The organism is Actinoplanes sp. NPDC051537, from assembly GCF_055586105.1.
Genome location: NZ_JBVJIU010000007.1, coordinates 95,681 through 110,073 on the forward strand (window position 1 = coordinate 95,681; position 14,393 = coordinate 110,073).

General features: G+C 73.2%; 13 protein-coding genes and 1 pseudogene. 5 read left to right on the forward strand and 9 right to left on the reverse strand.

What is annotated here, in order from left to right:
* Positions 1-34 precede the first annotated feature (34 nt).
* Both ACZ6TB_RS18180 and ACZ6TB_RS18185 read left to right on the forward strand, forming a co-directional pair.
* Positions 35-391 (forward strand): YciI family protein, encoded by a 357-nt coding sequence (locus tag ACZ6TB_RS18180; protein WP_465555667.1) that lies wholly within the window; start codon positions 35-37, stop codon positions 389-391.
* Complete coding sequence (locus ACZ6TB_RS18185) at positions 388-1,623, forward strand: RNA polymerase sigma factor (protein ID WP_465555668.1); 1,236 nt, start codon at positions 388-390, stop codon at positions 1,621-1,623. Before ACZ6TB_RS18180 ends, ACZ6TB_RS18185 begins: the two co-directional genes overlap by 4 nt.
* Here the strand turns inward: ACZ6TB_RS18185 and ACZ6TB_RS18190 are convergent.
* Together ACZ6TB_RS18190 and ACZ6TB_RS18195 are read right to left on the reverse strand one after the other, a co-directional pair.
* The gene (locus tag ACZ6TB_RS18190; RefSeq protein WP_465555669.1) at positions 1,605-2,234 is read right to left on the reverse strand and encodes a nitroreductase family protein; all 630 of its coding nucleotides are present in this window, start codon (positions 2,232-2,234) and stop codon (positions 1,605-1,607) included. The two genes, ACZ6TB_RS18185 and ACZ6TB_RS18190, sit on opposite strands and share 19 nt — an antisense overlap.
* Positions 2,235-2,244: 10 nt before the next feature.
* The gene (locus ACZ6TB_RS18195; RefSeq protein ID WP_465555670.1) at positions 2,245-3,084 is read right to left on the reverse strand and encodes a LysR family transcriptional regulator; all 840 of its coding nucleotides are present in this window, start codon (positions 3,082-3,084) and stop codon (positions 2,245-2,247) included.
* A gap of 46 nt (positions 3,085-3,130) precedes the next feature.
* Here ACZ6TB_RS18195 and ACZ6TB_RS18200 point away from each other — a divergent pair, with 46 nt between their 5' ends.
* Both ACZ6TB_RS18200 and ACZ6TB_RS18205 read left to right on the forward strand, forming a co-directional pair.
* Positions 3,131-4,009, forward strand: coding sequence for an EamA family transporter (locus ACZ6TB_RS18200; RefSeq protein WP_465555671.1), 879 nt, complete (start codon positions 3,131-3,133; stop codon positions 4,007-4,009).
* Positions 4,006-4,965, forward strand: a complete 960-nt coding sequence (locus tag ACZ6TB_RS18205) for a hypothetical protein (RefSeq protein WP_465555672.1) — start codon at positions 4,006-4,008, stop codon at positions 4,963-4,965. Before ACZ6TB_RS18200 ends, ACZ6TB_RS18205 begins: the two co-directional genes overlap by 4 nt.
* Here the strand turns inward: ACZ6TB_RS18205 and ACZ6TB_RS18210 are convergent.
* From ACZ6TB_RS18210 to ACZ6TB_RS18235, 6 genes and pseudogenes are all read right to left on the reverse strand, one after another.
* Entirely contained in the window at positions 4,943-6,385 is a 1,443-nt protein-coding gene (locus tag ACZ6TB_RS18210; RefSeq protein ID WP_465555673.1) for a diguanylate cyclase domain-containing protein, read from the reverse strand. The genes ACZ6TB_RS18205 and ACZ6TB_RS18210 overlap by 23 nt on opposite strands.
* Before the next feature lie 39 nt (positions 6,386-6,424).
* Complete coding sequence (locus ACZ6TB_RS18215; protein ID WP_465555674.1) at positions 6,425-7,090, reverse strand: response regulator; 666 nt, start codon at positions 7,088-7,090, stop codon at positions 6,425-6,427.
* Positions 7,087-8,184: pseudogene (locus ACZ6TB_RS18220) on the reverse strand (sensor histidine kinase); the annotation flags it as partial. The gene ACZ6TB_RS18215 and the pseudogene ACZ6TB_RS18220, both read right to left, overlap by 4 nt.
* Positions 8,174-10,660 carry a DEAD/DEAH box helicase gene (locus ACZ6TB_RS18225; protein WP_465555675.1) on the reverse strand — a complete coding sequence of 829 codons (2,487 nt, stop codon included), beginning with the start codon at positions 10,658-10,660 and terminating at the stop codon, positions 8,174-8,176. The pseudogene ACZ6TB_RS18220 and the gene ACZ6TB_RS18225, both read right to left, overlap by 11 nt.
* 11 nt (positions 10,661-10,671) lie before the next feature.
* Positions 10,672-11,322, reverse strand: coding sequence for a nucleotidyl transferase AbiEii/AbiGii toxin family protein (locus tag ACZ6TB_RS18230; protein ID WP_465555676.1), 651 nt, complete (start codon positions 11,320-11,322; stop codon positions 10,672-10,674).
* A gap of 221 nt (positions 11,323-11,543) precedes the next feature.
* Positions 11,544-11,903 carry a hypothetical protein gene (locus ACZ6TB_RS18235; RefSeq protein WP_465555677.1) on the reverse strand — a complete coding sequence of 120 codons (360 nt, stop codon included), beginning with the start codon at positions 11,901-11,903 and terminating at the stop codon, positions 11,544-11,546.
* A gap of 160 nt (positions 11,904-12,063) precedes the next feature.
* Here ACZ6TB_RS18235 and ACZ6TB_RS18240 point away from each other — a divergent pair, with 160 nt between their 5' ends.
* On the forward strand, positions 12,064-13,752 hold the full coding sequence (locus ACZ6TB_RS18240; RefSeq protein ID WP_465555678.1) for a VWA domain-containing protein: 1,689 nt from the start codon (positions 12,064-12,066) through the stop codon (positions 13,750-13,752).
* A 175-nt stretch (positions 13,753-13,927) separates the two neighbouring features.
* Here the strand turns inward: ACZ6TB_RS18240 and ACZ6TB_RS18245 are convergent, their stop codons facing one another.
* A complete protein-coding gene (locus ACZ6TB_RS18245) occupies positions 13,928-14,377 on the reverse strand; it encodes a GNAT family N-acetyltransferase (protein WP_465555679.1) in 450 nt (149 codons plus the stop codon).
* Between the last annotated feature and the right edge of the window lie 16 nt (positions 14,378-14,393).

A 14,393-nucleotide genomic window follows, 5' to 3' on the forward strand; every position in this document is an offset into this window, starting at 1 on the left:
TGCGGTGAAAAGCCAACCAGGAAGGGTGTACGAGATGGCGAAGTACATGCTGCTCATCTACGGCGACGACAAGCAGTGGGAGGCGATGACCGGAGAGGAGTGGGCCGCGCACGGCGCCGCGCACGGCGAGTTCAACCGGGCCGGCGGCGACCGCGTCCTCGGCGGCGACCAGCTCACCGGGGCGCCGGACGCGACCACGATGCGGGCCGGGTCGGACGGCGGCGTGGTGCTGACCGACGGCCCGTTCCTGGAGACCAAGGAGGCCCTCGGCGGCTACTACCTGGTCGAGGCGGCCGACCTGGACGAGGTCGTCAAGCTGGTGGCCCTGCTGCCCGAGGTGAAGGCCGGCCACAGCGGCGTCGAGATCCGCCCGGTGGTCGAGCGGGGATGACCGAGGACGTCGTCGCGGCGGTGGCGTCGGCCCACCGCCGCGACTGGGCGCAGGTGCTGGCCACCACCGCCCAGCTCACCCGCGACCTGGACCTGGCCGAGGAGTGCGCGCAGGAGGCCTTCGCCGCCGCCCTCAAGACCTGGCCCGGGTCCGGGGTGCCGGCGCGACCCGGGGCCTGGCTCACCCAGGTGGCCCGCAACAAGGCCCGCGACGAGCTGCGCCGGCATGCCGTCCTCCGCCGGGCGCTGCCGCTGCTGGTCACCGAAACACGAGGCGACGAAACACAATGCGACGACCGGTTGCGGCTCATCTTCACCTGCTGCCACCCGGCCCTGGCCCGCGAGGCGCAGGCAGCGCTCACCCTGCGCCTGGTCTGCGGCCTCACCACGGCCGAGGTGGCCCGCGCGTTCCTGGTCCCCGAGCCGACCATGGCCGCCCGCATCACCCGGGCCAAGAAGAAGATCGCCGCCGCCCGCATCCCGTACCGGGCGCCGGCCCCCGACGAGCTGGCCGGCCGCCTCGGCGTCGTCCTCGAGGTCGTCCAGCTCATCTTCACGACCGGGCACACCGCGCCGGCCGGCCCGCACCTGATCCGGCACGACCTGCTCGACCGGGCCCTCGACCTCGGCCGCCTGCTGCACCGCCTGATGCCGACCGAGCCCGACGTGGCCGCCCAGCTCGCCCTCATGCTGCTGAACGACGCCCGCTCGGCGACCCGCCAGGCGCCCGACGGCCGCCTGCTGCTGCTGGCCGACCAGGACCGCGCCCGCTGGGACGCCGCGAAGATCCGTGAGGGCGTCGCCCTGCTCACCGAGTCCCTGCGCCGGGGCCGGCCCAGCCGCTACTCGCTGCAGGCCGCCATCGCCGCCCAGCACGCCGAGGCACCCACTTGGGCGGCCACCGACTGGCCGGCGGTCGCCGACCTCTACGACCGCCTGCTCGCCCTCTGGCCGACCGCGGTCGTCCGGCTCAACCGGGCCGCCGCGATCGGCATGCGCGACGGCCCCGCGGCCGGCCTCGACGCGCTCGCCCCGCTGCTGGCCGAGCCGGCGCTGGCGACCTACCCGTACCTGGCCGCCGCCCGCGCCGACTTCCTGCGCCGGCTGGGCCGCCGCGCCGAGGCCGCCGTCGCGTACACCGAGGCGATCGCCCTCACCGACAACGACCCCGAGCGCCGCTTCCTGATCGCGCGCAGGGAAGAGGTGGACGGCGATCAGGAGTACCGGTCGTAGAAGACGACCTCGTCCAGGGGCTTGCGCTTCGGCTCGGCCCAGCGCCCCTTGCTCGGGTACCCGAGCGGCACCAGCGCCATGGTGAGCGCGTCCTCGGGGAGGCCGAGCAGCGTGCGCACCTCCGCCTCGTGTCCGGAGTAGAGGGTGGTGATGACCGACCCGATGCCGTAGGCGCGCGCCGCCAGCATCAGCTGCTGCACCGCGCCGTAGATCGAGGCGCCCAGCCGCGGGTTCGCCGACTTGGCCGCGCCCAGCAGCACCGGGAAGACCCAGACCGGGGCCTCCTCGAGGTGCGCCGCCAGGTGGTCGCCGGCCCGGAAGTTGGCCGGGCCCATGCCGTCGGCCGACTCGGGCTGGGACCGCATGTGCTCGCGGAGCTTGCCGTAGCTGCCCTCCCACCCCTCGCGGTAGAAGCCGGCGATCTGTTTCTTGACCTCAGGGTCGCGCAGCACGATCCAGGCCCAGCGCTGCGTGTTGCCGCCGTTGGGGCCGCGGATCGCGGCATCGAGGATCGCGCGGATGACATCGTCGCCGATCGGCTCGGGCGACAGGTAACGCCGGGCGGGCGTGGAGTGCAGAGCCTCCAGCACCGGAATCTCCAATTCGGGCATGGCCATCAGCCTAAGCGAGGAGCGAGAGCACCAGCGCGAGCGGCGGCCATCCCGCCCGCCCGCGCCGGGTGACCGCGTACGCCCGCAGCAGAACCGGCGGTGCCGACAGCGGCAGCAGGGCGAGCGTCGGCGGAACGGCCATGTCCGCGGGCAGCAGCGCCACCCCGAGCCCGGCCTCGATGAGGTCCACCACCAGGTTCAGGCTGTCGCAGCGGTGCGCCACCCGCACCGAGCCGCCGTTGAGCGCCGCGAGCGTCCGCGCCACGTCCTCGTCCGCCGTGTTCCGCGAGTTGACGATCCAGTCCGCCGCCCACGCCGCGGACAGCGACATCCCGGCCGGCGTCGCGAGGCTCCACGGCATCGTCCACAGCGCCCGCGTCTCGTAGCGGGCCGCGAACGACAGCGGCGCCAGGTTGTAGTCGTAGATCAGCGCCAGGTCCACGTCGTCGGCGTCGAGCAGCGCGAACGCCTCGGCCGGCTCGTGCTCGCGGATCGACAGCCGGACCCCGGCCGGCAGCCCGCGCTGCAGCGGCAGCAGCGCCCGCCGGACCGCGGTCGCGAACCCGGCGACCTTGACCGAGCCGGCCGGCGACGACGTCGGGGAGAGGTCGAGCTCGGCCGCCTCGACCGCGGCGAGAATGGTGACGCCGTGCGCGGCCAGCCGGCGACCGGCCGGGGTCAGCCGCACCCGGCGTCCCTCGGGCTCGACGAGCGCGGCCCCCACGTCCCGGGCCAGGATCGCGAGCTGCTGCGACACGGTCGAGGTGGTGAGCCCCATCTCCTCGGCGACCCCGCGCATCGACCCCAGCCGGTCGAGCGCGACGAGTAACCGCAGCCTGCGCGTCTCCACGGGGGAATTGTTCGTCAAAACCGAACGGTATGTCCAGCATCGGCACGTGGACGCGAACAATCGGCGCGACTTCAATGGCCTCATGCATCAGGTACGCACGGGGACCGCCATGGCCGTCGCCGCCATGCTCACGGTCCAGGCCGGCATCGCCGCCTCGGTCGGGCTGATCGGCACGATCGGCGCCGAGGGCGCGGCCTGGCTGCGCCTGTGCTGGGCCGGCCTGCTGCTGATCGTCCTGGTCCGGCCGCGGCTGCGCGAGTTCAACGCCCGGGCCCTGGGCGCCACGGCGCTGCTCGGCGTGGCCACCGCCGGCGCCACGATCCTGTTCATGGCCGCCGTCGGCCGGCTGCCGCTCGGCACGGCCAGCGCCATCGAGTTCCTCGGCCCGCTCGCCGTCGCGGCGGCCCGGGTCCGCAAGCCGCTCTGGCCGGTGCTGGCCGCCCTCGGCGTGGTGCTGCTGACCTCGCCGTGGGCGGGCGGGGTCGACCCGCTCGGCGTCGTCTTCGCGCTCGGCGCGGCGGTCTGCTGGGGCGCCTACATCGTGCTCACCCAGCGGGTCGGCGACGCCGTCTCCGGCCTGCAGGGGCTGGCCGTCTCGATGCCGGTGGCGGCCCTGGTCGCGACGTTCACCGTGTCCCCGCACGTGTTCGCCGCGCTCACCGGCGGCCAGATCCTGCTCGGCCTGCTGCTGGGGGCGATGATGATGATCGCGTACGGCTGGGAGATGCTCGCCCTGCGACGCCTCACCACCGGAGCCTTCGGCACGCTGATGGCCCTCGAGCCCGCCTTCGCCCTGCTGATCGGCGCGATCGGGCTGCACCAGATCCCCGACGCGCTCGGCGTGGCCGGCATCGCCCTGGTGGTGGCGGCCGGCGTCGGGGCGACCCGCACGGGAGCGCGCACCCCGGTAGCATCCCCGGCGTGAGAAGATCGATCGCCGCCATTGTCCTGCTCCTGGCGCTGGGCGCCTGCACGGACGGCGGCGATGCGGCGACGGCCCCGCAGTGGGAGACGCCGGCCCCGAAACCGACGGCCAAGGTTCTCCCGGCCGGCCTGGTCGTGCTGGCCACCAAGAACAACAAACGCGAGCTGCGGGTGTACGACGTGAAGACCGGCGACCGGCTGCGATCGGTGACGGTGCCGGAGGCCGCCGACATTCTGGCGTTCAGCGAGGACTACGCGTTCGCCGCCCAGCTCGACCGGTCGGGCGGCCGGCTGGTGCTCTTCCGGGCGGCCGGAAAGACGTACGAAGCGACGGGCGAGCTGAACGCCGACGCGCTGGGCGCCCCCGGGCTGAGCATGGCCGGCGCCGGCTTCATCCCGGGCACGACGACGCTGGCCGTCACGGTCGACGGCGGCGACGGAGGACCGCACCACACGATCACGGTCGACCCGGCCGATCCCGGCACGCTCGGCCGGTTCGGGGGCGAGGCCGGCTCCTGGGACTCCACCGGCGACCCGGCCGTCGAGCCGGACGTGATCGACGTTGCCGGAGCCGGGCACGTCACCGTGCGCCGCACGAGCCGCGAGCTGGTCGGCGCGACCGTGGCCGGCAAGCCGGACGCGAACGGGCGGGCGCCGCTGCTCTACAACTGCCGGGGCCCGCGCCAGCTGGCCCGGCTCACCCTGCCCTGCTACGGCATGGGCCGGAAGGCCGAGATCGTCGCGCTCGCCGCCGACGGCCCCACCGGCCACCTCACCAAGATCGCGGAGATGCCGGGCAAGGTGTTCACCGACCTCGTGGTGTCGCCGGACGGGAAGCAGATCATCGCCCGGCGCGCCGACGGCTACTACCTGGTCCCGGCGGCGGGCGGGACGCCGAAGCGGATCTTCCCGGCGATCGGCGACGCCGACGAGATCAGCGTGCTGACCTGGCGCTGACCGGCGCCTTCTCGCTGTACATGGCCGCGTCGGCGGCGGCCAGCAGCGCGTCGGCGGACCGGCTCGGAAGCGCGGAGGCCGCCGCCACGCCCACGCTCACTCCCACCGTCAGGACGTTGCCCTCGTGGTGGACGGGGGCGGCGGCCATCTCCCGCAGCCGGGCGGCGAACTCGCGGGCCGCCTCCGCGTCGGCGATCTCGGTGGCCAGGACGACGAACTCGTCCCCGCCGAGGCGGGCGGTCACGTCGGCCGGTCGCACGCCGGCCCGCAGCCGCCGGGCGAACTCCTGCAGGATGACGTCGCCGGCCGCGTGGCCGTACCGGTCATTGATCGGTTTGAAGCCGTTGAGGTCCAGGTAGAAGACCACGGGGCCGTAGCCGGCCGGGGCGTGCCGCAGCGCGTGGTCGAGCCCGGCCAGCAGCGCCTTGCGGTTGGACAGCCCGGTCAGGGTGTCGTGCTCGGCCTGATAGTGCAGCTCGGCCCGGACCCGCTCCTGCTCGCGCACCACGAAGACGAAGCGCACCAGGATCAGCGAGGTCAGCAGCGTGATCGAGGTGAGCAGCGAGACCCGGCTGAGCACGCTGCCGAACGAGTGCAGGCCGGCCACGGTCGGCAGCACCACCAGCGCGATGCCGAGGAAGACCACCCGGGCCGGGTGCAGGCGCTGCTCGGAGGGCGACGGCTGGGCCATCCGGGTCGCGTCGCGGTGCGCCACGGCCGCCGCGAGCAGGCTGTTGGCCAGCAGCAGCAGGCCGTCGAAGCGGTCGGCCTGCCCGGAGCGGGACAGGTCGGGGAACAGCGCGGGCAGCAGCGAGATGCTGATGTCGCCGATCAGCGTGAGCACGAGCGCGGCGACCAGGTAGCCGATCGGGCCGCGCTTGGAGCCGGGCGCGAGCACCAGGATCGCGGTGGCCGCGAAGATCAGCACGTCGCCCATCGGGTAGAGCGCGCCGAGCGCGGTGGCCAGCGACATGCTCTGGTGCTCGGCCGCGGGCAGGATGAGGAACTGCCAGAACAGCCAGGCCACCACGATCGTCATGGCGAACGCGTCGAGCAGGCCCTCGCGCAGCCGGCCGGGCGCCCGCAGCACGGTGAGCCGCACGAGTCCGCCGACCAGCAGCGGATAGCCGGAGAGCCACAGCACGTCGGAGGGGGAGACGTCACCGAGCGTGAAGAAGTGGCTGAGCACGTCGTACAGCACGTCGCCGCTGAGCCAGACGGTCAGCGCGGCGGTGATCATCCCGTACCCCCGCACGCTCGGCCCGGTCATGCTCCGCAGGCGGAACCAGGCGATGGCGGTGAAGGCGGCAAATCCGATGAGGTACGCGACGTGCGCGACCGTGGTGCCGGGGGCGACCACCGAGGGCAGGCCGGCCGCGACGGCGAAGGCGGGAACGACAGCAGCCGGGATCTGTCTCATGCGGGTGCCTATCGGTCCGCGCCGGGCGCGCGTGAGACTTCAGGGCTGGTAGCGGTACCCCATGCCGGGCTCGGTCAGCAGGTGGCGCGGGCGGGTCGGGTCGTCCTCGAGCTTGCGTCGCAGCCGGGCCATGTACTGCCGTAGATAGTTCGTCTCGGTGCCGTACTGCGGCCCCCACACGTCGTGCAGCAGCTGGCGCTGGGTGATCAGCTTGCCCGGGTTGCGCAGCAGGTGCTCGAGGAGTTGCCACTCGGTCGGGGTGAGGCGCTGGTCGGGCGTGATCGTGTGGCCGGCGAGGTCGATGGTGTACCGGCCGACGATGGCCGTGGGGGAGGCGTCCTGCGGGTGCACGCGGCGGGTCACCGCCCGGATGCGGGCCAGCAGCTCGTCGACGCCGAACGGCTTGGTCACGTAGTCGTCGGCGCCGGCGTCGAGGGCGGCCACCTTGTCGGTGCCCTCGGCGCGCCCGGAGAGCACGATGATCGGCACGGCCGTCCAGCCGCGCAGGCCGCGGATCACGTCGGCGCCGTCCATGTCCGGCAGCCCGAGGTCGAGCACGACGAGGTCGGGCGGGTGGGTGGCGGCCACGCGCAGGGCGCCGGCGCCGTCCGGGGCCACGTCGACCTCGTATGCGCGGGCACGCAGGTTGATCCGCAGTGCCCGCACGATCTGCGGGTCGTCGTCGACGACGAGGATGCGGGTCAACTCCTACCCTCCGTCCGGGCGGCCGGAAGCGCGGCCGCGGGCAGCGACAAGATCATCGTAAGGCCCCCGCCCGGAGTGGTGGCGGGCCGCAGCGTACCGCCCATGGCCTCGGCCAGCCCGCGGGAGAGGGCCAGCCCGAGCCCGACCCCGGTGTGCGTGTCCCGGTCGCCGAGCCGCTGGAACGGCCGGAACACCAGATCCCACTTGTCCTCGGGGATGCCCGGCCCGTGGTCGATCACCCGCAGCTCGACCGTCGCCCCGGCGGCGGCGCCGGTGATCGCGGGCGGCCGGTCGGGCGGGCTGAACCGCAGCGCGTTCCCGGCGACGTTGACGATCACCCGGTCGAGCAGGCCGGGGTCGGCCCGCACGGCCGGCAGCTCGTCGGGCAGCCGGACCGCGAACCGGCGCCCGGGCGGTCCGAGCTCGTCGAGGGCGCGCGGCACCACCTCCTCGAGGCCGACGTCGGCCGGCGTCATCCCGAGCGCGCCGGCCTGCAGGCGGCTCATGTCGAGCAGGTTCGCGACCAGGCCGGCGAGCCGGTCGAGCGACTCCTCGGCGGTGGCCAGCAGCTCGGCGCGGTCCTTCTCGTCGAACTCGACGTCGGGGCTGCGCAGGCCGGCGACGGCGGCCTTGGCCGAGGCGAGCGGCGTACGCAGATCGTGCCCCACCGCCCGGAGCAGTTCCGTGCGCACCCGGTCGCCCTCGGCCGCGACCGCCAGGATCCGCGCCTGGCGGGTGCGCCGGGCGGCGAGGTCGACGACCCACGAGACGGCCATGGCGATCACGACGAAGGACACGAGCGCCAGCAGGTTCGACCAGGTGCCGATCGCGAGGGTGTGCAGCGGCGGCACGAACCAGTAGTTGAGCAGGAGGAACCCGCCGACGGCGGCGAGCAGGGCCGGCCACCGCCCGCCGACCAGCGCCACCGCGACCACGGCGGCCAGGAACAGCGGGATGTTGCCGGTGAGCGCCAGCCCGCTCGCGTGGGCGACCACGGTGAGCAGCGGGAGGCCGGCGATCGCGAGGGCGAACCCGGCCAGGCGGCGCCGCCGGGAGAGCGGCGGTCCCACTAGAGCGGCCCCACTAGTGCGGCCCCACCGCCGTGACCACGACCGCGGCGGCCCCGGCCTCGTCGGAGGCGGCGAGATCGACGGTGGCGTCGATGCCCCAGTCGTGGTCGCCGTCGGGGTCCTCGAAGACCTGCCGGACGTTCCAGGCGGTGCCGGTGACCTCGATCTGCAGCAGCGCGGGACCACGGGCGGCCGGGCCGGTGCCGATCTCGTCGTACTCGTCGAAGTACGGCTCCATCGCGTCCTGCCAGCGGTCGGCCGACCAGCCGGCCTCGCCGTCCAGCTCGCCGAGCTCGTCCCACCGGCGCAGGGCGGCCAGCTCGACCCGCCGGAACAGGGCGTTGCGCACCAGCACCCGGAACGCGCGGGCGTTGCGGGTGACCGCCGGCGGCTTGTCGTCGAGGCGTACCTCCTCGGGCAGCGCGCCCGGGTTGCGCAGCCGCTCCCACTCGTCGAGCAGGCTGGAGTCGACCTGGCGGACGAGCTCGCCGAGCCACTCGATGAGGTCGGTGAGCTCCTCGGTGCGGGCGTCCTCGGGGACGGTCTGCCGCAGCGCCCGGTACGCGTCCGCGAGGTACCGCAGGACCAGGCCCTCGGAGCGGGACAGGCCGTAGAACGACACGTACTCGGTGAAGGTCATCGCCCGCTCGTACATGTCGCGGACCACGCTCTTGGGCTTGATCTCGTAGTCGGCGACCCACGGGTGGCCCCGCCGGTACGTCTCGTAGGCGCCCTCGAGCAGCTCCAGCAGCGGCCGCGGGTGGGTGACGTCCTCGAGCAGCTCCATCCGCTGCTCGTACTCGATGCCCTCGGCCTTCATGGCGCCGACCGCCTCGCCGCGGGCCTTGGTGCGCTGCGCGGAGAGCACCTGCCGCGGGTCCTCGAGGGTGGCCTCGATGACCGAGACGACGTCGAGCGGGTAGTCGGGCGCCTCCCGGTCGAGCAGCTCCAGGCACGCGAGGGCGAAGGGGGAGAGGGCCTGGTTGAGCGCGAAGTCGAGCTGGAGGTCCTCGACCAGGCGATAGACCCCTTCGTCCGTACGCTCGATGACGCCCCCGGCCATGAGGGCGCGCGCGATGGCGATCGCCCGCCGGATGTGCCGCCGCTGGGCGGCCGGCTCCTCGTGGTTGTCGGTGAGCAGGTGACGCATCGCCGCGAACGGGTCGCCGCCGCGCGCGATGACGTTCAGCAGCATCGCGTGCGACACCTGGAACGAGCTGGTCAGCGGCTCGGGATCGGCGCCGACCAGACGGTCGAAGGTGGGCTGGCCCCAGCCGATCGAACCCTCGGGCGGCTTCTTGCGTACGACCTTGCGCCGCTTCTTCGGATCGTCGCCGGCCTTGGCCAGGGCCCGCTCGTTGTCGATGACGTGCTCGGGCGCCTGCACCAGCACCGTGCCCAGCGTGTCGAACCCGGCCCGGCCGGCCCGCCCGGCGATCTGGTGGAACTCGCGGGCCTTGAGCAGCCGGGTCTTGATGCCGTCGTACTTGGACAGACCGGTGAACAGCACGGTGCGGATCGGCACGTTGATGCCGACGCCGAGCGTGTCGGTGCCGCAGATGACCTTGAGCAGGCCGGCCTGGGCCAGGGTCTCGACCAGCCGGCGGTACTTCGGGAGCATGCCCGCGTGGTGCACGCCGATGCCGTGCCGCACCAGCCGGGACAGCGTGCGGCCGAAGCCGGCGGTGAACCGGAAGTTGCCGATGGCGACGGCGATCGCGTCCTTCTCGGCCCGGGTCGCCATGTTGACGCTCATCAGGGCCTGGGCACGCTCGAGGGCGGCGGCCTGGGTGAAGTGCACGATGTAGATCGGCGCCTGGTGGGTCTGCAGGAGCTCCTCGATCGTCTCGTGCAGGGGCGTCGTCGCGTACGAGAAGATGAGCGGAACCGGACGCTCGACGCTGCTCACCTCCGCGGTCTGCCGCCCGGTGCGGCGCGAGAGGTCGTCGACGAAGCGGGTGGTGTCGCCGAGGGTGGCGGACATCAGCAGGAACTGGGCCTGGGGCAGCTCGATCAGCGGCACCTGCCAGGCCCAGCCGCGGTCGGGCTCGGCGTAGAAGTGGAACTCGTCCATGATCACCTGGCCGACGTCGGCGGCCCGGCCCTCGCGCAGGGCGAGGTTGGCGAGGACCTCGGCGGTGCAGCAGATGATCGGCGCGTCCGGGTTGACGCTGGCGTCGCCGGTGAGCATGCCGACGTTGTGCGCCCCGAAGGCCGCGCAGAGGGCGAAGAACTTCTCGCTGACCAGCGCCTTGATCGGCGCGGTGTAGAAGGTGGTGCGCCCGTCGGCGAGGGCGATGAAGTGGGCGCCGGTCGCGACCAGGCTCTTGCCCGAGCCGGTGGGGGTGTTGAGGATGACGTTGGCCCCCGTGGCCAGCTCGATGAGGGCCTCTTCCTGGTGGGTGTAGAGGGCGAGGCCCTGCTCGGTGGCCCACTTCTGGAAGGCGTCGAAGACCGCGTCGGGCTCATTCGTGCCGGGCAGGCGGTCAGTCAGCGTCACGATTGCTGACCCTATCTTTCCGCCTGTCGCGGCCACGCAGCGAGTCTCTCCCGTAATTCCGTGATCTGCGGCGCGTCCAGCCCATAGAGGGCGAACCGGGCGTCATCGAGCCGGTCGAGGTAGCGCCCGGCGTCGGCGACGTCCTCCGGGTCGAGCGCCGGATCGACGGCGCGGGCGAGCTCCAGCACCCGGTCGAGGGGGTACCGCTCGAGCGCGGCGGCGACGTCGATGTAGTCCCGCACCTCCCGCCGGTTCACCAGCGCCGCCACCTTGGTGGCGACGAGATCGTCGAGGTGCATGACCGGCCCGAGGTCCATGACGACGGGCGCGCGGTGCCGGTCGAGGCGGCAGAGCGTGAGCCGCAGCGCCCGGCCGTCCTTGGTGATCAGGAATTCGCGCAGGTCCTCGTCCATCCCCTCGAACAGCTCGTCCCCTTCCTCCCGAACCACCCGATAGCCGGCGCCGCGCAGCGCGGTGCTGACCTCATCGGCGGCGGCGGCGACCCCGCCCTCGGTGTCGGTGAAGAGGTCGACGTCCTCGGTGGGGCGGTCGACCAGGCCGTTGACCAGCCAGGCCACGCCGCCCCCGAGGACGAAGCCGTGCTTCTCGGCCACGCGCAGGGCTTCGCGGGCGACGTCGCGGAAAAAGGCGTCGCTGGTCACCGCGTTTCGCTCGGCTCGCCGATGTGTGCTTCGTTGCTCACGCGCACGTCCGGGCCTGCGGGCTCATCGCTCTGCTTACCCATACGCGCGTCCGGGCCGCGGCCTCATCGCTCTGCTTACCCATACGCGCCCCCGGGCCGCGGGCCTCGCCGCTCTGCTTACCCATACGCGCCCGCCGGGGCCGCGGCCTCATCGCTCTGCTTACCCATACGCCGCTTCCGTCAGTGGCGCTCGGCCGCCGCGGCCGCGTGCCGCAGCCGGGGGTGGCGGGTCTCCCACGCCGCGCGGACCGCGCGCGGCAGGTTGAGCTGCGGCCACACGCGGATCAGCGTGGGACCGTCGAGGTAGGCGCGCAGCTCGCCGACGCGGATGGCCTCGCGGAGGACGTTCTCGTACATCCAGGCGAGCATCGTCGGCTCGGCCAGGTCGAAGGTGCCGCGCGGTCCCCACCACAGCCGCAGGGGAAGCTCGACCAGGCCCTCGGTCGGCCCGGCCAGCTCGCCGAGGGTGCCCGCGACCAGGACCGGCCGGTGCGGCCGGGCAAGGTGGACGACCGGTGCGTCGCGCGTCGGGGCGGGCATGCCGATCAGCGTAAACCGACAACCCGCGCGAACTCCATCTACCTAGGTTCCTAGGATGCCGTACGGCGAGTGGGCTACTCCGCGGTAATGTGCAGTATCAGTGACATTTTCCACCCGTCCAGGCGTGGATCTTTCCGCACCGACGGATCAAGATGTCCCGATGCCAGGCCGTCATCGTCAACTCCGGCGCACCGGGCTCGTCGTCACCGCCGCGGCGGCTGCCGTGATCGTGGTCGCGGGCGGCGCATGGGCCGGATATCACGAGCTTTCGACCAACGACTGCGCTTCGACCGTACGGCTGCGGATCGCCGCCGCCCCCGAGATCGCGCCCGCCGTGCAGGCCGTCGCCGACGGCTGGTCCAAGACGGACGCCGCGCGGGTCGGGACCGCCTGCGTCTCGGCCGCCGTGACCGCCGCCGACCCGACCGCCATGGTCGCCGCGATCGGCAAGCAGCACGGGGTGAACCTGGTCGGCGCCGTCTCGAAGCCGGTGGACGCGACCGGCGTCGACGCCTGGATCCCCGACTCGGGGACGTGGCTGCTGCGGCTCGCGTCGGAGGCGTCCGGGTTCCAGCCGACGCCGCTCGGGTCGGTCGCGTCGAGCCCGATCGTGCTGGCCGTGCCGTCGCCGGCGGCCGCCAAGCTCGGCTCGGTCACGATGAACGACCTGGTCAAGAAGATCGCCACGGACAAGTCGCTGCGGCCGGGCATCGTCGACCCGGGCCGGGACGCGACGGGCCTGACCGGCCTGCTCGCGGTGGCCGCGGCGGCGGGCACGGACGCGTCGGCGGCGACCCTGAAGGTCGGCGCGATGCGGGCGCTGTCGGCGAACAGTTCGAGCATCCGCGGCGACCTGCTGCAGAAGTTCCCGAGCTCGGCGGTGGGCGTGGCCCCGCTGTCCGAGGCAGACGTGATCGCCTACAACGCGGCGAACCGGGGCGGAGCGCTGGCGGCGCTCTATCCGCGGTCGGTGGCGCTGGACTACCCGTTCGCGGTGATGCCCGGCGTCGACCCGCAGAAGGAGCAGGCCGCGGCCGCGCTGCGGAAGGCGCTCGCCACGCCGGCCTTCGACGATCAATTGGCCAAGGCGGGCGTACGCGGCCCGGATGGCACGCCCGGAGCTGCTTTCGCGGCACCGGCCGGAGCTCCCGCGAAGGTCGCGCCCCCGCCCGCCGCCGACCCGAAGGCGGTGACCGCCGCGATCGGCCAGCTCCTCGGCAGCTGGACGGCGATCACCCAGCCCGGCCGGATGCTGGCGGTGTTCGACGTGTCGTTCTCGATGAACGCGAAGGTGCCGACCGCCGGCGGCCTCACCCGGGCCGAGGTGACCCGAGCCGTCGCGAGGCAGGGCCTGGCGCTGCTGGACAACCGGTGGTCGGTAGGCAACTGGACCTTCTCCACGAACATGGTCGGCACCAGGCCGTGGGTGGAGAACCTGCCGATCTCGTCCTGCGCCACCTACCGGGCCGACATGCTCAAGGCCATCGACAAGATCAAGCCCAAGCCCGGCGGTGACACCGGTTTGTTCGACACCGCGCTGGCGGCGTACCAGCGCGTGCAGCAGGGCTGGCAGCCCGGCGTGTCGAACTCGGTGGTCATCTACACCGACGGCAAGAACGACAACCCCGGCGGCCTGACCATCGACCAGCTGGTGGCCAAGATGACCAAGCTGCGCGACCCGAAGCGCCCCGTCCGCATGATCATTATCGGCATGGGCACCGCGATCGACCGCGACGAGCTCGAGGCCATCACCAAGGCCGCGGGCTCGGGCGGCGTCTTCATCGCCACCGACCCCGCCAAGATCGGCGACATCTTCCTGGAGGCAATCGCCAGCCGCAAGGGCGCATAGCCCCGCGGGCGCTCGCCGCTGCGCGGGCGCTTGCCGCTGCGCGGGCGCTTGCCGCTGCGCGGGCGCTTGCCGCCGTGTCGGATGCCGAGCCGCCTGGCGCTCGCTGCCGCGCGGATGCCCGGCCGACACGCGGGCGCCGACCTGCTCCATGCACGCCGAGCTGGCGCGCAAGCGCCTAGCTGTTCAGCGAGCGCGCCAGGATCCGCCGCCCCTCGTCCGCGAACCCCCTCGCCCGATATATCGCGAAAAGATGCGCCACATCCTGCCCGTTGGGCGCGATCACGATCTCGAGCTGAGCCGCACCGATCCCCGCCGCCCAGCGAGCGCTGTCCTCGATCAGCTCCCCGGCCAGCCCGCGCCGCCGCGCGGCCGGCGCCACGTAGAGGTCTTCCAGCTCGGCGATGAGCCCGTTCTCGAGCCCGTACGACGACGTCGAGATCGCGAACGCCACCACGATGCCGTCCCGTTCGACCACCGTCGCGTGGGCCGCGTCGCTGACCAGCAGGTGCGCGAGGTGGGCGGCCAGCCGCTCCCGGGGCGTGACGAACCCGTCCTCGGCGTAGAAGTCGACGGCCAGCGCGAGGATCGCTCGGAGGTCGTCCGGTGTGGCCACGCGCAGCGTCATTTCGGGCCTCCAGGAA

Excerpts from the sequence above, each read along its gene's own strand:
- ACZ6TB_RS18180 (WP_465555667.1), top strand. The coding sequence starts at position 35 with ATGGCGAAGTACATGCTGCTCATCTACGGCGACGACAAGCAGTGGGAG.
- ACZ6TB_RS18185 (WP_465555668.1), top strand. The coding sequence starts at position 388 with ATGACCGAGGACGTCGTCGCGGCGGTGGCGTCGGCCCACCGCCGCGAC.
- ACZ6TB_RS18190 (WP_465555669.1), bottom strand. The coding sequence starts at position 2,234 with ATGCCCGAATTGGAGATTCCGGTGCTGGAGGCTCTGCACTCCACGCCC.
- ACZ6TB_RS18210 (WP_465555673.1), bottom strand. The coding sequence starts at position 6,385 with ATGAGACAGATCCCGGCTGCTGTCGTTCCCGCCTTCGCCGTCGCGGCC.
- ACZ6TB_RS18235 (WP_465555677.1), bottom strand. The coding sequence starts at position 11,903 with ATGCCCGCCCCGACGCGCGACGCACCGGTCGTCCACCTTGCCCGGCCG.
- ACZ6TB_RS18240 (WP_465555678.1), top strand. The coding sequence starts at position 12,064 with ATGCCAGGCCGTCATCGTCAACTCCGGCGCACCGGGCTCGTCGTCACC.
- ACZ6TB_RS18245 (WP_465555679.1), bottom strand. The coding sequence starts at position 14,377 with ATGACGCTGCGCGTGGCCACACCGGACGACCTCCGAGCGATCCTCGCG.